Genomic DNA, 21,913 nt, shown 5'->3' with positions numbered 1-21,913 from the left:
CGAGGCAGCGTGCACGCCGCCTCGGAGTATTCCACCCAGAACGTTAAGCTGACGTAGGATTTGGGCTATGAAACACCGCACTTTCTTCTGGTTTATCCTCCCGTCCTTGGCCGCAATGTTTTTTTTCATTGCCTTACCCATTGTGTCAGTTGCCGTGCAATCGCTGTTCGTGGAACACGAGCAAATCATGACCGAGGTTGAAAACTGCGGACCTTTCAAATGCGAAACGGTCTTGCAGGTCGACAACGAGGCGACGGCAGCTCTGCGGGAAGAGGCCCCTCTGGGGCGTTTCAACGGCCTGGGAACCTATACGAACCGTAAGCATCTTGCGTTCGAACAAGTGGGCGTTGCATGGAACGAGACCGAAACGTTCGGCGAATTCATGTCAGAGTTGATCAATCTGCCGTTCTACAAGGCCCTATTCTTTACGCTCACCTACACGGCGGTAGTCACGCCGTTTGTTATTTTTTTGGGGCTTGGTGTCGCTTTGGCGGTGAACACTTTGCCGCGGGCTATCAAGGGCCCAACGATCTTTGTGTCGCTGCTACCAATGATCGTGACACCGCTTATAGGCGCGCTGATCCTGTTTTGGATGGTCGATGCCGATGGCATAATCGGCGCGACGTTGCAGAAAATCTTCAACGACCCCAACCTGTCCTTGAAGGCGTCAACGCCTCTGACATGGATGATGCTGATCGTTTACGGCATCTGGAGTTCGACCCCGTTCAGTTTTATCGTCTTTTATGCCGGGTTGCAGACCGTCCCGAAAGAGACGCTTGAGGCAGCGAAGATCGACGGCGCCTCACGGTGGCAATCAATTCGATACGTGGTTGTGCCTTACATGATGCCACTGGTTGTGTTCATCACGCTGATGCAGTTGATGGATAATTTCCGGGTGTTTGAACCGATCATCAGCTTCTCGGCGTCGGCCAAGGCGACGTCGCTATCCTGGATTATTTTCAATGACCTGCGCGGCGGCGACATCCAATTGTTTGGCTCTGCTGGGGCTACGTCGATCCTGACAATTCTTGGTGTTGCAATCCTGCTGACACCCGTGCTGATCCGCACATGGCGCGACTTTAATCAGAAGAGGGCCTGATCATGTCAACATCTGTAGCAGACAGACGCTCCAAAGGGCTGATCTGGTTCACCACAAGTTTCGTTGTTCTCTGGATATTCATCGCTGCTGGCCCCTTCTTGTGGACCCTCTGGGGCTCGTTCAAGGTTCAGCCTGATTTCTTCTCGAAGACGGACTGGCGTAATGCACTCTATGGCGTGATGACGACGGTCCAGACGGGCAGTGCGTTCACTGGCGATGGCTATTACGGCGCGTGGGTGGAGCAGGAATTTTGGCGCAACACGATCAACACAGGGATTGTCGTGTTCTTCACTGTGGTGATTTCTCTGACCCTCGGCACGCTGGGCGGTTATGCGCTCGCGCGGTCGGGCTTTCGCTATGCGTTCTGGTTGTTGATGGCGGGGCTGGTGTTTCGGGCAATGCCGCATATCACTCTGGTTTCGGGTTATTTGCTGCCTTTTTTCGAATGGAATGTCTGGGGCAAGCTTTCGACAACGATCATCGTCTTGGTGGCGATCAATCAGCCTTTCACGCTTTGGATGCTGCATTCGTTCTTCCTGAACATCCCTAAAGACATGGATGAAAGTGCGATGGTCGATGGCTGTACGCGGTTTCAGGCGTTTAGGTACGTTATTATTCCGGTGATGTGGCCAGGGGTCATTACCACCGGTCTGTTCAGTTTCCTGTTAGCCTATAACGACTTCGCCGTGACTGCTGTGTTGCTGAGTTCAGAAAACCAGACGATGGTTCCGCGCATCAACAGTTTCCTAGGTACTGTGCGTGAAACCGGGGACGTGATGTTCGCCGTCGCGGCCGTTGTCAGCGCAATGATCCCGCTATTCTTCCTCGTTCTGTTCTTCCAGCGGCAGATTGTCAGCGGTCTGACGGCTGGCGCCGTAAAAGGATAACCGGCAAATAATATTAACTATGACGCTCTGAGCAGGAGGAAAAATGTCACGGAATTACGGGACGGCGCGGCCACTTGCGCGTCGGCATATGCCTACGAGTTACGATGTCTCATTCAAAGAGTATTCAAAGAACCGAACTGTGCGGATTCCAACGGATTTTGGACCGAAGCAAGATCTTCAGGGTTTTGAGCCCGAATACGCCAACATCGTCGACTATATCGTTCGGATCACGCATCGTATCTGGGAATCCGATCCTCCGCAGGTCGAATACATCAGCGCCTGCTATGCGCCGACCTCGCTGATCTACGACGACTATGGATTGCAGACCGGCAACAAGAAGATCATCGCCGATACGCATCATACCACCGGGGCTTTTCCCGACATTGTTCTGGATGCTGAAGAGATCATTTGGGCTGGCGACGACGAAGTTGGGTTTCACACCTCGCACCTGACACGGATCATGGGGACCAATACCGGAAGCAGCCGCTATGGTCCGGCCACTGGTAAAAAGGTCGACGTCATGGTCATCGCTAATTGTGTGGCCCTTGAAAACGATATTTTTCTTGAGCACGTGCTTTATAACACGTCGGCCATGTTGCAACAGTTCGGGATCGACCTGTGGGAAGAGGCGGACAGGCTGGCAGCCGATCCGCCTCCGGGGTGGCCGCGCAATCAACAGACATGGGATGACCTGCGGCGATCCGCAGCACCCGCGCGCGCGCTGTATGTGGCTGAGCCGGTTGACGGGTTTGACCCCGACGCATTTGCGCGGCGCCTGCACGATAACATCTGGAATGGCGATATGAGCATGGTGGATGCCGACTATGCCCCAGATCTGACCTTTGAGGGGACGACCGAGCGCAAGTTTTCCGGCCACGCGGCCTATAAAACCTACGTCGATAGCTTACGCCACGCCTTTCCCGACCTCTCGCTTCAGGTGGATGAGGTTTACTGGATGGGCAATGACGATGAAGGGTGGTTGGTTTCAACCCGGTGGAGTGCGGAGGGAACCCATGAGGGTGACACGGACATGTATCGCTCGGCGACCGGGGCAAGTTGCCAGATTTGGGGCATCACCCAGTGGCGGGTCAGAGGTGGGCAAGTTGAACAGGAATGGCAGCTGTTTAACGAACTGGACATGATGATGCAGATTGCAAAGGCGCGTCAGGATCTGACCTAATTCCCACTCCGGCGGGCGCAACCGGCGGAACACTTTCAACTCATGAGAAGAAACATGTCGGAATTACAATCTGCAAAAAACCTGGTGCGGGATTATTTTGAAGCGCTCAACGAAGATCCGGTGGCGGCCGCCAAGAAGTACTTTGCCCCGGACGCCATTTGGCGTGGTTACCACCCGTTCCACGAAATTCACAACCCGGTCGAGGTTGCGGAACAGTTCTGGCAACCTTTGCAACATGCACTGCGCCGGATGCAGCGCCGATTGGATATCTTCATGGCCGGAGAAAACCATCTGGAGGCCGGCGGTGTTTGGGTTGCCTCGATGGGCCATCTGATGGGTTTGTTCGATGCACCGTGGCTGAACATCCCTCATACAAACAAGATTGCCATGCTGCGTTATGCAGAATTCCACCTTGTAGAAGGGGACAAGATCACCGACACAGCGATGTTCTTTGATATCCCACACCTGATGGCGCAGGCTGGATTGAACCTATTTCCCACGCAAACCGGTGCCCAGTTGGTGCAGCCCGGACCGATGACCCATACAGGTGTCATGTTCGACGAACAGGACCCGGAAGAAGGGCGTAAAACGCTTGCGGCCATCGAGTTCATGATAAACGATATCCGTGACTGGAAAGGTCGTGAAGAGCTGGGTTTGGAAGAGGAACTGCCGCGCAGCTGGAATGATGATATGATCTGGTGGGGTCCGACCGGAATTGGGTCGGCCTATACGATCGAACGGTACATCAAACAACACTCCGGCCCCTTTCGCGATGGGCTGGCGGACCGGACCTTCAATGGTCACATCGCTCGTATCGCAGAAGGTGAGTTCGGTGGGTTTTTCGGCTGGCCGAACCTGACCCTTAGGCCATCTGGTGGGTTCATGGGCATGCCCGCGACTGACAAGCTTAGCGACATGCGTGTGATCGACATGTATCGCCGCTCGGGTACTAAACTGACCGAGAACTGGATTTTCATCGACCTGCTGCATTTTTGGAACCAGCAAGGCACCGACCTATTGTCGCGCATACCGTACATGCGGGGCTAAAAGACCTGGTAAGAAAATCAAGTTGACGCCGCGTTTATTGCGGCGTCAATATCGTCGGTGGACGCGTTTTCTGCTTACAATGCCTCGGTTCTTTTGCCGTTCGCGCAAGAAAACAAACAGCCCCGATCCCAAAATGAGGGCAATGCCAGCCATCCCTGCCAAGCCCGGCAACTCACCCCAGATCAGCCAGCCCCAAATTATGGCCAGCGGCAACCCAACATATTCGAACGGCGCCACAGTAGCGGCGTCGGCCATCCGGTAGGCCTGTCCCAGACAATACCCGATAATTGCGGAGTTTAACCCGAGCCCCACAAACAACCAGACATCCGAACCGTCAGGCCAGACCCAAGCCCGCAAGAGAAAGATCAGGCTTTCGTTTTCAACGCCTTGTGCAAATTTTCCGTCGCCAGCCATTGACCAAAATAGCAGGCTGACAACGATGAACGCCGCCTGAATGTAGACCGCCATTGCGGATGCCTTGGATTTAGCGCCAAGAAGTCGGGTCAATACGTTATTGAGCGCGTAGGTCAAGGCGGCAACAACAGGCAGAATATACATCAACAGGTTGACCGAGCGGTCATCGCCGCTCTCCCATGGGCGTGTCATGATGATCACGCCAGCAAAACCGACGATCACGGCCCCGATCCGCATCGGGCCAACCTTTTCCCCCAACAAGGGGATGCTCAGCAATGTGATCATCAAAGGAGAGACAAAGAAAACTGCCGTCGCCTCAGCCAACGGCATAACAGCCAAAGCGGTGAAAAAAGTGAGATTTGCGGCGACGATCAGCACACCCCGCAGCAAATGCAACCATGGCTGATCTGTCTTCAGAATCTGCCAACCACCTTCGAGTTGCACCAGGGCGAGGCTGAAGCCGATACCGATAATGGATCGGGTGAACACCATCTGATGCAAAGGGTAACTTCCCGACAGGAATTTGATCAGCATATCGTTGACCGAAATCGCGACAATACCAACCAGGACAAAGGCAATGCCAGCTGTGGGGTTTTGTAGTTTAGTATTCGCTGTCATGAAATGCCCTTTCCAACGGCCCGTAACATGGGTCAGTAAGCTGGTCACGTCTGTTTGCGACGCATGGGAAACTGGTCTTCTTACTTGGGTTCCATGGGTGTGATTTGCACAGCCGAAAGCGGTCATTTGTCAAAACCACGCTGGCCGTACCATAACGATCTAAATCTGTTGACATTCGTGACCCCTCCACAATGCTTGTCGGGAATTGCCGGAGGATACGGGTGCAGGCAGAAAGGTTCATCAAAGGGCGTCCACTGACGCTGTCGGTTCTGGACTACGGATTGTTCAAGGTACATTCCGACGGTCGTGTCATCGGGATCTGCGGATTCGTGATTTGCACGGACGCTGGTGAAACCATTTTGATCGATACAGGTTTCCCCGAAAAATATGCGATGGACAAAGAGGCCGCCTCAACCGAAGACCGACTGTATGAATCTGGCGAGGTGCTTGAATGTGGGTCGGAAAACCTGCCCGTAGCGCAGCTTGCTAAGTTAGGTCTGGCACCTGCGGATGTAACTTTGCACATCTGCACCCACTCCCACATAGATCACGTGGGTGGGCTGGGTTCGTTTCCCGGCGTTCCGATCCTGATTTCAACGCAAGAACGCGCGCTGGCTAGGCCATTGTATTGGGGCGACATGCAGCCATTGGACTGGCCAGACCGCGATTACCTTGAGGTCGAAGGTGATGTTCTGATTGGACCGGGGTTGAATGTGCTGGCTGCGCCGGGTCACACACCAGGGCAGATCGCACTGATGGTCGATTTGCCGTCTGGCCCATTTCTACTGACAAGCGACGCCATTTCGCGACCGGCTGAAATTAATGAAGAATTTCCTGGGTCCTGGAATCGAGCGGCGGCCATTGCCAGCGCAGACCGATTGATGAAGCTGGCCGACAAGCGTGGCGCGTTCGTGATTTTTGGTCACTGCCCAGCCCAATGGCCCAAACTTCGAAAAGCACCGAGTCTTTATGGTTGATACTCTGTGGAAGGGCCACTTTGGCTAGGTAATTGCGTTCGTGTTCTGAGTCCGTTGGCTTGCCGAAGCCTATATTTTCGCCGCTGGCGTTTTCTCAGGGTCGCACCGATTGTTTTTGACCCCTCTACACCTGCACGAATTCTGATGTTACGGATGTGCCGGGGAGAACAATATTGGACGTTACCGAACAGCGTATAAAAGCGATGACAACGGCGGGGCTGAACCTGATCGGCCAGGCGCTTTCCATCTATGACAGTAAGTTGCGCCTTGTGCTCAGCAATCGACGCTTTCAAGAAATGTTCAGCCTGCCAGATGACCTGGTGAAACCCGGAGCATTGTTTCGCGACACTATCTATTTTCTGGCCGACCGCGGCGAGTATGGTGAGGAAGGCAGTATCGAGGAAATGGTCGAACTGCGTGTGGAACAAGCGCTGGCCTTTGAGCCCCACTATATGGAGCGTGTTCGCCCCAATGGACAAGTGCTGTCCGTAGAAGGCGCACCACTGCCGCAGGGTGGTTGGGTCGCGGTTTACACGGACATTACTGGGACTCGGCGGGCAGAAAACCTGCTGCGCGCCCGGTCCGAAGAACTGTCAGATCAACTTATTAGTCATGCCGAAGAACTGTCGGCCACCAACCGAAAACTGGCCGCGACGATCTCTGCGCTGGAAGAGGCCAAACGGGAGCTGACCGAAATCGAAGCGCGGACTCGGATGACGACCGAGATGATGCCCGCTCATATTGCGCATCTGGGTGCTGACGGGAGGTATGACTACTCGAACCGTCGCCTCAGCGCGGTTATGCCTGGGCGCCCGTCCGAGATTCTCGGTCTCCATATTTCCGAAGCGCTGGGGGCCAACGCTTTTGGCCGTGTTGAACCCCATTTGCGAAAAGCCTACGACGGTGAGACATCCGTTTTTGAGTTCACCGAAGATCAGGATTCCCGTCGTATAAGGGTGTCTTTTACGCCGGACAGGGCAGGGGGCGTTTATGTGATGTCTGTGGATATCACCGAGGAAACACAGGCCCGCGTTGCCTTGCAACAGACGCGACGCAGGGCGATGGCTGCACAAATGACCAGCGGACTAGCCCATGATTTTTCAAACTTGCTGACCATAATCCTCGGCATGCAGGCCCGTTTGGACAAAATGACCATTCCGGCAGAAGCCCACGAATTGGTCGCTGCTACTCAACAAACCGCGCGCCGAGGCGGCCAGCTGCTGAACCGTATCGCAGACATGACGGGCAATCGGACCCCACAGCCGAAATCAACGGATATGCAGGGTTTGTTAGAGGACTTACGGATTCTGGCAACGCCCTCACTGCCACGAGGTGTCGGATTGTCGGTTGTGAACAACCTACCGGACCAAGCTCTGATGCTGGACCCAGGTATGCTGCAGGATGCGTTGCTTAACCTCGTGCTCAATGCGCGCGATGCCTGTGGTCGATCTGGGCAAATCACCATAAGTGCCCACGCCGTCGGATCAATCTGGGTTGAGATCACAGTGTCCGATACGGGCACCGGATTTTCTTCCGAGGCGTTGGAAAAGGCACTGAACCCGTTTTTTACAACGAAAGGTAGCGATGGGTCCGGATTGGGATTGCCTATGGTCTACGACACAGTGAAATTGGCGGGCGGTGATCTGAACCTCCGAAACACCCCTTCAGGCGCTTCCGTTGTTCTACGGCTACCGTATCGCCCAGCGCCACCCGAGCAAGAGGGGCTTGTGCTCTTGGTGGAAGACAATGATGATCTTCGCGGCGAGTTCCGGAAGATGTTGGTGGATTTGGGCTTTTCGGTGATCGAGGCAACCTCGGTGGATGAGGCGCTAGCCCTTACACTAAGCGTTGAAGACATTGCTTTGGTTCTATCCGATATTCGATTGGAAGGAACAGGCACAGGTCTTAACCTTATGGAGCAGCTGAAAACTGGATTGCCCTGTATATTGATGACGTCTTTGCCCTTTTCGGATCCACTGCATCGACAAGCGTTGGCCGTCGCGCCGGTTTTGCGCAAACCGTTTTCGCAGGCTCAATTGTCGGCCCTTATCCGAACTGAAGCCGCCTGATGTCACAACCACTGATAACCATTCTAGATGATGAGCCTGAAATCAGACGCATCCTGACGGACGCATTGGAAGAAGCTGGATTTCGCACGCAAAGTTTCTCTCGGGCGCGGGAGTTTGAGGCCGCGTTAAACCGTGTCACACCGGACGTGTGCTTGGTCGATCTTTCCCTGCCGGACACAGATGGGCTGGCCTTGGTTCACAGACTGGCTTTGGAACAGGGTGCAGCCGTGATTATCATTTCCGGTCGAGCTCAGGTTCAAGATCGCGTAACGGGATTGGAATTGGGCGCTGATGACTACATTACCAAACCCTTCGACCCAGTAGAGGTCGTCGCGCGCGTCCGAGCCAGACTACGTTCACCACGCAGCCAATCCACGCTTTCGGAAATAGCGGATTTCAACGGTTGGACGGCATATTTCAATCGATACATTCTCGAGGATCAAGGGGGCACGCAAACACCTTTCAGTCACGCAGAAGGAGAAGTGCTGCGTTTGTTTTTGGAAAGCCCAAAGCGGTTGATTAGCCGCAGCCAAATGCAAGAATCGTTAGGTGGCGCCGCGGGCGATAGTTTCGACCGTGCAATGGATGTGCGCATTTCGAGGTTACGGACAAAGCTTGGTGAAGACCCCAAAAACCCACAGCTAATCAAAACCATCTACGGGGCAGGATACATTTTCTTGGGTGACGTGAAGTGGCGGTGAGAGGACCTTTGTTTTTGATTGCCATTCTGGTCTTCAGGGCGTTTTGATTAGCTCAGGGTTCTATGCTGGGAAGCGTTGATAAGTCGTCCACACGAGTGTTGGGTGGAATCGGGCTGAGAAACGCGACTGCGCCTAAACTGTTCCACTCAGCAGCGTTTTTCAGAAAACCTCGCTGGGCATTGCCTCACTCACGCAACGCACGATCCTTTATTTTCACAACTGGTTGCACCAAGTAATCCAGAACCGATTTCCGACCGGCCAATATATCCACTTCAGCGATCATTCCGGGAATGATTTCAACCGCGATTCCGCTTGCGTCGAGCATTGTGTTACTGGTTCGAATTTCTACAACGAAGACCTCCTCGTCATTCCGTTCGGACCTCGTGATCGTATCAGCTCCGATCCGGATGATTTCTCCGTCCAGCCCGCCATAGCGCGCAAAGTCATATGCTGTGATCTTCACTTTGACCGGTTGGCCAGCCCGCAAGAAAGCGATGTCTTCAGGTCGCACATAGGCCTCTACCAGTAGCGTCTCATCCAAGGGCACAACTTCGATCAGGTCCTCTCCGCTCCGAGCGAGGCCACCGATAGTTGTACGATGTATCCGATTGACGATCCCACGAACCGGCGACCGCACCTGAGCCCGCGCCGCCCGGTCGCGCAAAGCGGGCAGGGCGGGTTGCAGCGTCGCAAGTTCGGCAGTCGCAAGAGCCAAGTCAGTAAGCGCAGCACTTCGAAAGCGGCTGCGCGTGGCCTTAATCCGGTCGTCGATTTCATCTAAACCGGTTTTCAATCTGTTGGCCACGGCCCTGGCCCTGACTTTTCGACCCTTCCATTCGGCTTCGCTGCGGCGCAATGCCAATAGGGTTGTGGCCGGTTCCATGTGACGTTCAATCAAAGGGGCCATGATGGCCCGTTCTTCGGCCAAAACTTTGAGCGTTTCATCCGCGGTGACCTGATCCACCAAACCTTCTTCGTATTCACGGTGCCGTTGCTGCCTTTGACGTTCCAGAATGGCGATTTCGGCTTGCAGTTCAGCTTGCCGACCCTGATACAATGCGGTTTCTGACCGCACGACGGCCGGTGCACCTTTGATCAGGTTTTCGTCGAACGCGAGTTCGATGCTGTCAATCTCTGCCCGTAAACGCAGGGCACGTGCCATGAGACCAAAAGCACGCTGTTGTTCCTGGCTTAGCTGACTGTCGATCTGTGTCGTATCCAACTCCATCAGCAATGCGCCTTTATCGACCACTTGCCCTTCCCGAACATGGACAGCTTGCAACACACCAGGTTCGGTTGCCTCAATCAGCTGCACGTCGCCCGAAGGTACAATCCGGCCATCCACGCGTGTAACATCATCCAACTCGGTCAAATACGCCCAAGTCCCAGCCGCCAGCAGACAGGAGAGAACCACCAACAGAAGAAGTGAACCCCTAATCGATGAGCCGCCGCGCATTTCACGCGCCAAAGCCGCCAAATCAGGATGCCGCGACATTCAGGTGCCTCCCCGAACGCCGAACATGCTGCGTCAGCATGCTTTTGGGACCATCCGCACCTATTTTCCCATCTTCAATCACGATCACTCGGTCAACAAGATCCAACAGGCTCGTTCTATGGGTCACGATCACCAGTGTCGTGTCTTTGGTCGCGTGCTTCAGGCGCTGAATCACCTCGGCTTCGGTCTTGACGTCCATCGCACTTGTAGGTTCATCAAGCAGTAACACCGGTGGCCGCCCGATCAGCGCCCGTGCAAGAGCAATCGCTTGTTTTTGCCCACCCGAGAGCCCTTCACCACGCTCTGCAAGTTGCAGGTCATATCCAACGGGCTGACGGGCAACAAAGTCTTCTACGCCTGCGATGCGCCCCGCTTCGATTAGGTCTTCATCCCGAGGCCGGATCGCACCGCTGGCAATGTTGTCCCGAACAGATCCAGAAAACAGCCATACGTCCTGCAAAACGGACCCAATATTGCGGCGCAGGTCACCAGGATCGATCTGGCGAATGTCCAGCCCGTCCAACAGTACAGACCCGACCCGCGGTTTGTAGAGGCCCAACAGTAACCTTGCGATAGTGCTTTTGCCGGACCCGATCTGTCCGAGAATCGCAACCTTTTCACCCGGGTTTATCGTGAAGGAAACACCGCTAAGCGCGTCGTCAGTTTTGTCCGGATAGGCAAAATGCACGTTGCTAAAGGAAACTCCCCCGTTGAACCCAGCTCGATTTATCCAGTTGCGACCTTCGGGACGTTCGCTCTCGCTTTGCATGAGTGCATTGAGATTTCGGTACGCGCTTCGCGCCTGGTTAACTCGGGTAAGGGTTTGGGCTAGCTGGCCCAACGGCGCCAACGCCCGCCCAGTCAGCATCACAGATGCAACCAGTGCGCCCATACTTGCCTGACCTTCTGAGATCAGAAAAACACCATAGAAAACAATCAGTACCTGCGCTGCCTGTTGGGTGAACCCGGTGAAGTTCAGGGCAAATTGCGTGACGGCCCGACTGCGCGCACCGTGCTCGGATTGACGTTCGATTGCAGCGCGCCAACGCGAACGCATTTGTCGACCTGCAGATGTGGTTTTTATGGTCTCCAAACCAGAAACTGCTTCCACTAAAACCGATTGTTTGGACTGCCCATCTGCAAAGCTCTTTTCTGCCACTCGCGACAAGATTGGTTGTGCTGCCAGCCCCGCCAGCAACACAACGGGCACTGCCAGAGCGGGGATTAGCGCGAGTTGCCCACCAACCAGATAGATAACCAACACAAACAATCCAATGAAAGGCAGATCAACCACGGCCACTAAAGTTGCCGACGTGAAAAACTCGCGGAGGGTTTCAAATTCCCGAACAGTGCTGGTCATTGCACCGGTCGAACCCGAGCGTGACTTCATTTCGATGTTGAGCAATTGGTCAAAAACGCGACGACCCATGATCATATCGGCCTTTTGCCCGGCCCTATCTATAAACCCAGCCCTTAGCACCTTGAGCACAAAATCGAACGCAAGTGCCAGACCAACCCCCGCCGTCAAAGCAATCAGGGACTCCATGGCTTCATTCGGTAAAACCCGATCATAGACGACCATGATAAAAACTGATGTGGACAGGCCTAACAGGTTTGCCAATGCTGCCGCGAGTGCAACCTGAATGTATGACCACCGGTTGACAGCCAGAGCCGACCAGAACCAGTGCCCGTGTTGGGCAGAGCCGCTTAAGGACATCTCGCTATTGTGGTTTCTGCGAAACAGAATTGCATATCCGGTATATTTGTTAAGGAATCTGTCTTCGGAAACTTCGCCAATTCCTTCGCCAATCGCCGGATCAAATATCAAAAGCGCCCCGTCGGGCGAACGCCCGTGATAGACTACAGCCTCGTTTTCAGCCAACAGCAGTATTGCGGGCACCAAAGTGTCGTCAAAGGCATTCAGGCGCCTGGCGCCATACCCAGCTTGCAATCCGATCCTCTGGGCAACGGAAATTGCATCCTGGATAGTTAGTCCGTCCTGCAACCCAGTTTCAGCAGCGTGCAGCATGGCAAGACTCAGTGGTCGATCTAACGTGGAAGCCACGTTCAAAAGACAAGCTTCAAAAGGACTTAGGGAGGTATTATCTCGAACCGAACTATCGTGTTTCAAGAGGGTACGTCCCAAGTGTTCGGGGTAACTCCAAGCAGATCAAGAATATCCCCGGTCAGGCTCAACACCGCGTAATTGGTTAGGAAAAAGCTCTGTTCTGCCAAGATCAATCGTTCCTGAGCATTTACGTAGTCGCGCTGCGCATCCAAGATTTCGATAAGGCTTCGTCGTCCAATGGTGAACTGCTCGCGGGCGGCGGCGACACTTTCTGCATTGGCCGCAACAGCGACCCGTGCTGCGCGTAGTCTTTCTGCACCCGCTTTCTGGTCCGAGCGGATGCCTTCGAGTTCACGGGTAATCTCGCGGATCAGACTTTCACGCGCGAATTCAGCTTCTTTTACCTGTGCTTCGGCAACTGCGATAGCAGCGCGGCGTTGACCAGTGCTGTCCAACTCGTAGTTGAACGATAGATCCACGCCAAAGTTTGCATCGCGGCTGTCGTCCTGATTTGCAAAGGCAGCCACCCGTACATCAGGTTGTCGGCGTGCCTGCGCTGCGGTCCATTGTGCTTTGGCTGCGAGCAAACCTGCGTTGGCACGGCGGACCTGCGGACTGTCTTTTACAATCTGGGCGTCGCTGCGAGCCAGCTTTGGGGCGGCAATAGGTGCTGGCAACATACCTGGCACCGTTCCAAAAACTTCACGAAACCGCGCTTCGGCGCGGTCAGTGCGCGCCTTGGCATCGGTGAAACTTGTACGGGCATCGGCCATACGGGAGCGGGCAGTCAAAACATCAACGTTCGAACCCGCACCACCCGCCGCCCGATCAGAGATTTGGCGCACCAACGCTGCATGTACCGAAACATTTTGCGCGTTAATGTCCTGAATTTTACGCTGATCCAGAACGATTGCGTAGGCTTCAATCGCCGCAAGTGCAGTGGCGGCTGCGGTCTGCAGTTGATCGCCCCGGCTTTCCAACACACGTGCCTGGGCCGCGGCCAGATCGCCCGCAGCTGCACCGCCGTCGTAGACCAATTGGGAAACACGCAAATAGGGTGAAACATCCGCTGTATCTGACTTAATGCGCTCGGATCTTGCGTTTAATCCCAGCGATACCTGCGGCAGGAATGCGCCTTTGGCTGCGTTTTGGTTTGCGGTGGCGAGTTCCATTCTGGTGTTGCTTTGCGCCAGGTTGGGGCTTGTTTCTACCGCTAGCTGGATCATCTTTCCAAAACCACTTTGGGTGAGATTTCTGGAGGATCGCGTCGCTCCGGCACCTGCGGTTCCCCCAGAAAACGAGGCCTCCACAATCGACATATCGGGGGGAGCGATGCAGGCGGAAAGCTGGGCGGTTAGGGTCAACGCCGCGAGCCGCAGTAGAGGTTGTTCAAACGCTGGCATGGAGGTTTTCCCCCTCTCTAGATTCAAGCCTTTGCTCGCTGTGTTGGGCTGTTGCAATGGCATCGAGGAAATCTGAAACACTGGGCATACTGTTGAGTCTGGGCTGTTTTTCAGCCTGCCCTGCCTGCAGCTGCGCCTGCGTCAACCACGAACTGTGTGAAAGCGAAACCTGGTGCGCATGTATCAATCGCAAGGCGCCGGACCTTGCCAGCACCGTCTTCTGCGCCTGTGGCAAACCTCTGAGTGCTTTAGAGTTTATGCCCAGTGTTTCATCAGGAAATTCGATACCGTGATGATTGGCGACCGGGGCAAAGAGATTCATCTCGGCGATGACATCGCATAGCCTAGCGGTTTCTTCAGCCGCAGCGATGCGCGCCTGAAAGAACGCACTTACCTTTTGCAGTTCCGGCGCCAGTACACCGCTTTCATCAAAAAAAGCTTCATCGGATGGCTCGTCGGTGACAAGCCCTAGCGTCTCATCCACAAATAGTTGGAACTGATTTGCGATCGCGTTTTTGGGTTCGATCCGAGATGCGTGAAATGGAGTGCAACGCAAAGCCGACGGTACATAGGTCGCCAACCATGTACCATCAGCCGAGACAAACGGCGTCGATGCTCCGTACGTCATCGAAAGCAAGGCAACTGGTTCGACCCCCGCATCGGCGGCCTTGAACACAATCGGGAATGCGGCGGCACCTTGAAGGACCTCTGCCTCAACTATGGGGCAATCGGTAAGGTCACGGGCGAAGTCATACGACTTGAAACGCCGCCAAAATCGGTGCCCGTGCATTTTGTAGCTGACTGGAGTTAACCCATCCTGTACCATAACACTCTCTTGCGATTTTTGTTGTTACTTCACCAATTGAACGCTTTTTGGATTAGGCGCCCGCGCCTGTTGGATCGGTGTGAAGGATGTTGTCTGAGTTCAGGCCGCTCAAATCACCCAACCCGTCGAACGTTGCGACTGTGTCGACCGTTGCTGCGTCGGAAGCAGAGTAGTCGACTTTGACCAAGACACTGTCGGTTCCGTCTGTAGCGAGCAGGTACAATTCATCTCCTGAGACCGCGCCGATAAAGCTCTCTACTGCGGCTTCAATTGTCCCCTCGGTCAGATCGGAAAGAATGGTTGTCAGACCTACAAACCCGGTGTCCGATCCGAGTGCATCACCAAGGGTTAATATTTCAAAATCGGTTCCATCGCCCCGCAAGGAACTGACGTCAAGCCCACTGAACATCAAGGCATCTGTAACATCAGTTGCCGATCCGATCGTGAACCCTGTCACGGTGTCGGCACCATTGTCGGCAGGGTTGGCTTCGAACACGACTATGTCTCGTCCTGCATCACTAAGATCAATGGAATCGTCGCCATCTCCACCGCGGATGATGGCATCCACGTCGGTTGCAGTGAGAGTGTCGTTTCCATCCGTACCAAGCTGGAAATCTGTAGGGCCGCCATCTGGTGTAGTGATCGTCAGAATGATCGGTTGGTTTGGGTCCTGAACCGTCATGGTGAACGTGACCAACGGTTGCGACAGATCGGTAAAGGTGGTTGCGGCTCCCGCGAAGTTCACCGTGTCTCCAACACCGGGGTTGACCAAGAACAAATCAAATTCACCGTTTTCGGTGTCTGAGCCTGTGTCGAAAGTGACAACGGTTGAGTCGTATTCAAGCTCTGCTGTCATGGCCAGTCCGCTCGACAAGTCGCGGTCACTATCGGCGTGGATCGCAAATGTTACGGTTGTTCCGGTTTGTCCCACTTCAGTAATAACGTATGCTGCTGGGACGTGCGCCGTGGCCTCACTGGAAACTGCTAATGGGTCCGGTCCACCCGACACTGTTGCCTGAGCAGCAAAAGTTAGGTCATCCCCTGCATCGAAGCCAGAAAAGCTTGAAGGCGCTACGTTCAAAGACCAGGAACCGTCCATCGAAACAGTTGCCGCCCCGACTAAACCGCCGTTCAACACCACGTCGACGGTCTGGCCTGCTGCCAATCCGATCGATGAGCCGCTGATGTTTAAACCCGAACTCTGTGCGTCAGACAGTGAAAAAGCGTTGTTTGTACCGATCGAGCTCATGCTCAATATGGGTCGAAAATCCGTCGTGACGGACGTTGTAGCTCCAGATGCGCTGTTGCCCGCTGCATCGTCGACACTGGCAGATACTGGAAAGTTTGTTGCATCTGCAAGTGCAGCCAGATCCGCTGTGGGCACAGTGGTCGACCAGGTCCCTCCGGTTGCGATCGCCGTATAAGTTTGGCCCCCCAGCGTGACCGAAACGGTTTGCCCGTCCTCAGCCGTTGTCGTCCCGGATATGGTCAAGTCTGAACTTTGTTCCGTCACATCCAAAACCGAACCAACGGACAGTGGATCAATGGTGATCGAGGGCGCAGTGAAATCGGTGGTGAAGCTGTCTGTGGCTTGGCCGGTGTTTCCCGCCGCATCGGCCGTCGAGGCATTGAGGTTGTAGTTTTCTGCATCCTGTAGTCCGCTGAGATCCGAGACTGTTGCGGTATATGTCCAACTTCCACCCAAAACTGTTGCGGTTCCGGTGACATCAACGGTCCCGTCAGCCCGAGCAATTTCGACCGTCACAATGCTACCATCCGGAGCGTCCGACGTGCCGGATACGGTCAGATCAGTGCCTTGCTCGACCGCATTCATGACGGCACCATCTGAAAGGTTCGTTATGGCGATCGCGGGTGCCGTGAAATCTGTGTCGAATCCGTTGCTGGCCTGAATTGCGTGATTGCCTGCGGTATCGGATACATCTGCAGTGACATTTATAGTTGTAGCATCGGGCAGGGCACCCAAGTCTGCTGCAGGAACGGAGACGCTCCAACTGCCGCCTGATACGGTAGCGGAATAGGATTGACCATTCATCATGACGGTCACAACTTGGCCGTCTTCAGCCGTTGCTAATCCTGTAATCGCCAAATCAGTGCCTTGTTCAGCGGCGCTCATGATGGCGCCGGTAGAAAAGCTATCGATGCTGAGTGTTGGCGCGGTGATGTCTGTAGAAAGGCTCACGTCAGCCTGCGGTGCAGCCAAGCCGTCTGAGTCGTTTACATCCGCGGTTATGCTAAAGCTTCCACCGTCAGCAAGCGCGCCCAGATCACCAGACGGGATCGTCACGCTCCAGCTGCCTCCGGATACAACTCCGGTATAGGTCTGGCCATCCAAAGTCACAGTGACTTGCTGTCCGTCGCCGACATTACCTGTTGTACCGGTTACGGTAAGGTCCGATCCAACTTCTGTGGAGTTCAAAATTGCACCAACAGACAAGGGCGCAATGGCGATCGACGGACCAGTGAGATCGACCGGGACCGACATAGCAACCGGCGCCGACTGATTACCTGCCGCATCTTCTACGGCCACGGTGATCGAGGCTGGCACTCCGGTGGTAAGCCCGCTCAGATCGGCATTGGGAACCGTGACGCTCCAGCTTCCACCCGTGGCCGTCCCGGTGTAAACTCCGCCGTCAAGCGTGACGGTGACGATTTGACCATCTTCGGCGGTGGTTGTCCCGGTTACGGACAAATCACCACCAATATCTGCAAGGTCGATTGAGCCACCTGCAACCGAATCCAGTGTAACAACCGGCGCGCTGAAGTCTGTGTCAAAACTTCCGCTGATCTGAACGGCGGGGTTGCCTGCACTATCCGCGACGTCGGCGGTAACAGCAATCGTCGCACCGTCGGGCAAAGCGGCCAGGTCCGACGATGGGACCGTCACACTCCAATGCCCACCGGAAACCGTCCCGGTATATGACTGGCCGTTCAATGTTACGGTCACCGTTTGACCATTCTCGGCATCCGTCGCGCCAGTTATGGTGAGGTCAGTGGACTGTTCGGCTGAGTTCAGCACAGCGCCATCCGAGAACCCGGAAATTGAGATGGTGGGCGGAACCGTATCTATATCGAATTGGACAAGTTGGACTGAAATCTCTTCACCCGAGTCGTCCAGATTCCTGATCGTCACTGTGGTAACACCTTGCGGAAGTCCGCTGGCCTCCGACGGGGTAAGAGAGATGCTCCAGTTGCCATCGGAGTCCGGTGTGACGATTGTGACCACCGAGCCAATTGTGACCTCAACCGTGGTCGTCCCCTCTGGCGCGGTGGACCCTGTGATGGCGCTGTTCAATGCAGTGGATTGCAATTCGGCCAGGTTCAGGCTCGGGAAGCTGGGTACTGACGCCGGTGTCGGCGTCGGTGTCTCAACCGGGCCGCCGTCGTCTCCCTCGCTCCCTCCGCCACCGGCTGCTGCGGCGGCCCCGGCTAGCCCTACACCGCCCAAAGCGGCTCCGGCACCACCGATGCCTCCGGCGGCGGCGCCACCAGCTTCCGCAACACTGAATTGAGCAATCTCAGCAACCGCCTCTTCCGCGATCATGATTGCGCCGCTATCCAGGACCTGGACGTTTTCGGCGGCAACAATCAGCGTGCGGCCATCGGCCATCCGCAGTTCAACATCACCATTCTCCAGCAATTTGACGGACCGCACACCTGAAATTGTTTCAGCAAACTGGAAAGCATAAAGCTCTTCGACGCTTGCCTGAGATAAAGCTGGCAAAGCCATGAGAGTAGAGCCAAGCCCGCCAGCGATGCCGCGGCCAGCCCAACGACGAAGCTTACCGTCAATCCACCGCCGCACGTGGTCTTTGCGTTCGGTTTGCTGTTGATCGTCAGACAAATGGGAGTTGGAATCAGGTGCCTTGGTCATCTGGCCCTCACATGTGGTTTCCGCGATGTCCCGGGGGGAGCAGGTCAGTCCAGGTTTGGATTTTTTCATCTGTCTTGCCCTCTGATTATTGCCGCGTTCGGACCAGAAAATTTGAGTTAATCTGAAACTGAACTCCTCGTTTTCACCACATTCTCGCTTTGGTTCTGCTCGGGCCATCAGATCAACCTGTTGTCGTGCCAGGGGTGACTTAGGGGGTGATCGATGTGATGCTTCAATTCCAAAGTATGGTTGCAACGGGGAGCGCAGCGCTCGATTCAGGTATCGGCGATACCGCTTTAAAAACGTTTAACGGGGACACGTATCTTTATACCGTGACCGGACCTGCCGGTGGCGTCACGGTTTGGCGGTTGGTCGACGGGGCAATTCCGCAGCTTGTGGACACTGAATACTACACTGGCACCATCACGTTTGTTGTTGGTCGGAGTGGCGTTCCGGTGACCTTGGGCGGGCAGGATCAATTGGTGCTGGACGTGAATACATCAACGGGTCTGGTTGGGTATGATCTGAACTCCGACGGCTCAATCGGAGATCTGCAGGAGACCGGAACTTTAGCCGGAGGTGGCGACGTCTCTGCCCTGGTGCAAATGTCACTGGGCTCAACTGATCTTCTAGCCATCGCGCATGAGGGCACCGGGCAAATTGGCACATATTTTGTAAACGGCGACGGCACGCTCAGTCTGGCGGGGCTAGCAGTTGGCGAGGCTGATTCGATGCAGGCGTTGCAGTCTGGGGCAGGGCAGTTTGTCGTTTCGGCTGATGCCGCAACCAATGCTATCTCTGTATTCCAGGTGGATGCGGGCACTGGCATGTTGGCGGCAATCGACAACACGAGTGCCATCGAAACGCTGGGTATCGCCGTGCCGACGGCTGTTGAAGTCGTCGAGGCCTATGGCCAGTCCTGGATTGTTGTCGCTGGGTCCGTCAGCAACTCGCTCAGCGTTATGAAACTCAGCGATTCTGGCAATCTTATCCCTACCGATCATGTTTTGGACACGCTCGATACGCGGTTCCAATCGGTTCAGGATCTGTCTCTGATTGAAGTAGATGGGCGTGTTTTTGTTGTGGCTGGGGGCGGCGATGATGGGATAACTCTGTTCACCCTCACACCCAATGGGCAATTGGTCCATCTGGAAAGCTTCGCCGATACATTGGGCAGCGGCCTCCAAAATATTCAATCCCTGAGCGTAGCCCATGTAGGTGATGAGTTGCAGATCCTGGTCACATCGCAACAAGACGCTGGCGTGAATCTTCTGACCACATCTGTCAGCGAGTTGGGAGTGGTGAGTGAAGGATTCGGCACTGTAAACGGCACCGCACTGAATGACATGCTAAGTGGCAGTATTCTGCAAACTTCGCTTCTGGGCGGGGCGGGAGACGACATTCTGATCGCCGGAGCTGGAGCAACCACCATGACAGGCGGGGCAGGGGCCGATATCTTTGTCATGCAGTCCGGCAGCGATCCAACAACAATTACGGATTTCGAGGTGGGCGTAGACCGGTTGGACTTGTTTGACTACCTGTTGTTGCGCACCCCTTCACAGCTGACCTTCACGGGCACCGCGGAAGGGGCCGAGATCGAATATCGGGATGAGCTGATCCAGATTTATTCGGCTTCGGGTGGTCCCCTGTCCAGTTCCGACGTATTTGGCACCGGGTTTGGTGGTGCGGATCACATCCCGGTTGACTTCGCTGGTTTCGAAGGGTTGGAGCCAAGTGGGTCACCAGGAATTCAGGGGGAAATCTCAGTGAAATCTGAGACTACCAATCCGGGTTTGACAGATGCCGAAATCAAATTCACCCCAAATGGCGGAGGGACAGTCAGCGTCAGAGCCGATGACGAAGGGCGATTTGATCTGGATATGCCTTCCGGGTCTTTCTCCGGTGAGTTGGATATTGTCAAATCCTACTCCACCGCCAGCAAGGAGATAAATGCTTTGGACGCTCTGCAGGTGCTCCGTCTCTCTGTCGGGTTGGACCCTACCTGGGGACCAGCATCGCCCGAAAATCTGATCGCGGCAGACATCACGCAAGATGGTACGATCAACGCTCTGGATGCACTGGCGATATTGCAAGTCGCAGTCGGAAAACCTTCGGCGCACAATGCAGAGTGGGTATTTCTGGATGCCGACGCCGATCTTTCGGGCATAACCCGAAACAACGTAGACTATGAGACCGGCGTCGATATCGTAGTAGTTGACGGCGTGGTGTCAGCAGACATGACATCGATCCTCCTGGGAAACCTCGAAGCTTTCTGAGTGTCGTAGTAGGGTATTGGATCCCCCAATTGCTGAGACTATTCAGCCAAACTGGTAACACTTTGCGCTATGAGTTTTTGAGGCTGAAGCACTCATGATCGCGTATCTGGTCTGTCGATGAATAGACGTTAGGTTAACGCGCAGAACGTGATTGGTATTCTTCTATTCGCATGATGCTGCATTAAGCGCGAATGTCGCTGATGCATACATGAACCAAGGCAACTTTAAACGGGCCTTCGTTACCTACCGGACGTCGCCGAAATTGGATGTCCTTGGATTCGCCGGTGGCGGGATCACGTCTCAAATCGATACTCAGACCGAAGCCAATTAAGGAATGAATTCGCGCCGGGAGCCGAGGTTTCGCCGGGATAAATGACAGAAGGCTCAGGGGTCGTCGTGATGTTTTCCGCTATCTCAGCGTCATCATCTCTTCGCTAACGGTTTCAGTTAGTGTGTGGCGGCCAAGGCACTTTTTGCGAGCACTGTCACCTGGCAGTCTCGGGGCAGGTATCGAGCTACACGTTTGTTGAGGTTTTCGACCGATCCTTTCTGCCGAGGTGCCTAGGGATCACAGCATAGCTTTCTGTACCGATCTGCGTTTGAACACACCACCGAGTGCGGTCAACCCGGCAAAGCGCGGGGTCGTTAGAGACTAGGGCGGGGCGTGTTATGCGCCCCACGTTGTGACACGGAAGGTCTACCGAGAAGCACAAGTACACGCGCGAAATTTGGAACAAATTGTATACTTTGCAGGTCTTGCGACGGCAACGGAGGTAGTCGCCGGTTGGCAGCGTGGGGCCAAGTGCTGAGGGCAGGCATTCTGCTGATCAACCAAATTCGAGGAATACACACTGTGCCAGTATTTTGGGCTACGAAGAGGCCAACTAGGGTCAGGACCGATTGATTTCCGCCTTACAGCGTGATTCACGGTTCGAAAACGAGCGGTGAACATGTCTGATCT

General features: G+C 54.8%; 14 protein-coding genes. 8 read left to right on the top strand and 6 right to left on the bottom strand.

Going from position 1 to position 21,913, the window contains the following annotated elements; genetic code table 11:
• Positions 1-67: 67 nt before the first annotated feature.
• Genes Q1B21_RS20525 through Q1B21_RS20510 form a run of 4 tightly spaced genes read left to right on the top strand, consistent with a single transcriptional unit; the run spans position 68 to position 4,213 of the window.
• Positions 68-1,099: a carbohydrate ABC transporter permease gene (locus tag Q1B21_RS20525; RefSeq protein WP_298937513.1), complete on the top strand. Its 1,032-nt coding sequence runs from the start codon at positions 68-70 to the stop codon at positions 1,097-1,099.
• A 2-nt stretch (positions 1,100-1,101) separates the two neighbouring features.
• Positions 1,102-1,986 (top strand): carbohydrate ABC transporter permease, encoded by an 885-nt coding sequence (locus tag Q1B21_RS20520; protein ID WP_298937514.1) that lies wholly within the window; start codon positions 1,102-1,104, stop codon positions 1,984-1,986.
• Between the two features lie 43 nt (positions 1,987-2,029).
• The gene (locus Q1B21_RS20515; RefSeq protein ID WP_299892714.1) at positions 2,030-3,166 is read left to right on the top strand and encodes an ester cyclase; all 1,137 of its coding nucleotides are present in this window, start codon (positions 2,030-2,032) and stop codon (positions 3,164-3,166) included.
• Between the two features lie 54 nt (positions 3,167-3,220).
• On the top strand, positions 3,221-4,213 hold the full coding sequence (locus Q1B21_RS20510) for a nuclear transport factor 2 family protein (protein ID WP_299892712.1): 993 nt from the start codon (positions 3,221-3,223) through the stop codon (positions 4,211-4,213).
• A gap of 45 nt (positions 4,214-4,258) precedes the next feature.
• Here Q1B21_RS20510 and Q1B21_RS20505 read toward each other — a convergent pair whose 3' ends face one another.
• Positions 4,259-5,245: a DMT family transporter gene (locus tag Q1B21_RS20505; RefSeq protein ID WP_299892711.1), complete on the bottom strand. Its 987-nt coding sequence runs from the start codon at positions 5,243-5,245 to the stop codon at positions 4,259-4,261.
• 221 nt (positions 5,246-5,466) lie between these two features.
• Between Q1B21_RS20505 and Q1B21_RS20500 the strand changes: the two genes are divergently transcribed.
• The 3 genes from Q1B21_RS20500 to Q1B21_RS20490 all read left to right on the top strand — a co-directional run bounded on the left by Q1B21_RS20500 (position 5,467) and on the right by Q1B21_RS20490 (position 8,992).
• On the top strand, positions 5,467-6,222 hold the full coding sequence (locus Q1B21_RS20500; protein ID WP_299892709.1) for an N-acyl homoserine lactonase family protein: 756 nt from the start codon (positions 5,467-5,469) through the stop codon (positions 6,220-6,222).
• Positions 6,223-6,395: 173 nt separating this feature from the next.
• Positions 6,396-8,291, top strand: a complete 1,896-nt coding sequence (locus tag Q1B21_RS20495; protein WP_299892707.1) for a PAS-domain containing protein — start codon at positions 6,396-6,398, stop codon at positions 8,289-8,291.
• On the top strand, positions 8,291-8,992 hold the full coding sequence (locus tag Q1B21_RS20490) for a response regulator transcription factor (RefSeq protein WP_299892705.1): 702 nt from the start codon (positions 8,291-8,293) through the stop codon (positions 8,990-8,992). Before Q1B21_RS20495 ends, Q1B21_RS20490 begins: the two co-directional genes overlap by 1 nt.
• Before the next feature lie 184 nt (positions 8,993-9,176).
• On the opposite strand, the gene Q1B21_RS20485 is transcribed toward Q1B21_RS20490, so the two are convergent.
• From Q1B21_RS20485 to Q1B21_RS20465, 5 genes are all read right to left on the bottom strand, one after another.
• The gene (locus Q1B21_RS20485) at positions 9,177-10,487 is read right to left on the bottom strand and encodes an HlyD family type I secretion periplasmic adaptor subunit (RefSeq protein ID WP_299892704.1); all 1,311 of its coding nucleotides are present in this window, start codon (positions 10,485-10,487) and stop codon (positions 9,177-9,179) included.
• Positions 10,471-12,618, bottom strand: a complete 2,148-nt coding sequence (locus Q1B21_RS20480; protein ID WP_299892702.1) for a type I secretion system permease/ATPase — start codon at positions 12,616-12,618, stop codon at positions 10,471-10,473. Before Q1B21_RS20480 ends, Q1B21_RS20485 begins: the two co-directional genes overlap by 17 nt.
• A complete protein-coding gene (locus Q1B21_RS20475; protein WP_299892701.1) occupies positions 12,615-13,781 on the bottom strand; it encodes a TolC family protein in 1,167 nt (388 codons plus the stop codon). The genes Q1B21_RS20480 and Q1B21_RS20475 overlap by 4 nt, the downstream gene beginning before the upstream one ends.
• A gap of 163 nt (positions 13,782-13,944) precedes the next feature.
• Positions 13,945-14,784, bottom strand: coding sequence for a SapC family protein (locus Q1B21_RS20470; RefSeq protein WP_299892699.1), 840 nt, complete (start codon positions 14,782-14,784; stop codon positions 13,945-13,947).
• A 52-nt stretch (positions 14,785-14,836) separates the two neighbouring features.
• Positions 14,837-18,676, bottom strand: coding sequence for an Ig-like domain-containing protein (locus Q1B21_RS20465; RefSeq protein WP_299892697.1), 3,840 nt, complete (start codon positions 18,674-18,676; stop codon positions 14,837-14,839).
• 227 nt (positions 18,677-18,903) lie between these two features.
• Between Q1B21_RS20465 and Q1B21_RS20460 the strand changes: the two genes are divergently transcribed.
• Positions 18,904-20,952: a dockerin type I domain-containing protein gene (locus Q1B21_RS20460; RefSeq protein ID WP_299892695.1), complete on the top strand. Its 2,049-nt coding sequence runs from the start codon at positions 18,904-18,906 to the stop codon at positions 20,950-20,952.
• The last annotated feature ends 961 nt before the right edge of the window (positions 20,953-21,913 follow it).

Source organism: uncultured Ruegeria sp., assembly GCF_947504215.1.
GTDB lineage: Bacteria > Pseudomonadota > Alphaproteobacteria > Rhodobacterales > Rhodobacteraceae > Ruegeria.
The sequence above is the reverse complement of the archived record's forward strand: the minus strand, read 5'-3'. Positions and strand labels throughout refer to the sequence as shown.

Excerpts from the sequence above, each read along its gene's own strand:
- Q1B21_RS20460 (WP_299892695.1), top strand. The coding sequence starts at position 18,904 with ATGCTTCAATTCCAAAGTATGGTTGCAACGGGGAGCGCAGCGCTCGAT.
- Q1B21_RS20475 (WP_299892701.1), bottom strand. The coding sequence starts at position 13,781 with ATGATCCAGCTAGCGGTAGAAACAAGCCCCAACCTGGCGCAAAGCAAC.
- Q1B21_RS20465 (WP_299892697.1), bottom strand. The coding sequence starts at position 18,676 with ATGACCAAGGCACCTGATTCCAACTCCCATTTGTCTGACGATCAACAG.
- Q1B21_RS20515 (WP_299892714.1), top strand. The coding sequence starts at position 2,030 with ATGTCACGGAATTACGGGACGGCGCGGCCACTTGCGCGTCGGCATATG.
- Q1B21_RS20525 (WP_298937513.1), top strand. The coding sequence starts at position 68 with ATGAAACACCGCACTTTCTTCTGGTTTATCCTCCCGTCCTTGGCCGCA.
- Q1B21_RS20520 (WP_298937514.1), top strand. The coding sequence starts at position 1,102 with ATGTCAACATCTGTAGCAGACAGACGCTCCAAAGGGCTGATCTGGTTC.
- Q1B21_RS20490 (WP_299892705.1), top strand. The coding sequence starts at position 8,291 with ATGTCACAACCACTGATAACCATTCTAGATGATGAGCCTGAAATCAGA.
- Q1B21_RS20485 (WP_299892704.1), bottom strand. The coding sequence starts at position 10,487 with ATGTCGCGGCATCCTGATTTGGCGGCTTTGGCGCGTGAAATGCGCGGC.
- Q1B21_RS20510 (WP_299892712.1), top strand. The coding sequence starts at position 3,221 with ATGTCGGAATTACAATCTGCAAAAAACCTGGTGCGGGATTATTTTGAA.
- Q1B21_RS20470 (WP_299892699.1), bottom strand. The coding sequence starts at position 14,784 with ATGGTACAGGATGGGTTAACTCCAGTCAGCTACAAAATGCACGGGCAC.
- Q1B21_RS20505 (WP_299892711.1), bottom strand. The coding sequence starts at position 5,245 with ATGACAGCGAATACTAAACTACAAAACCCCACAGCTGGCATTGCCTTT.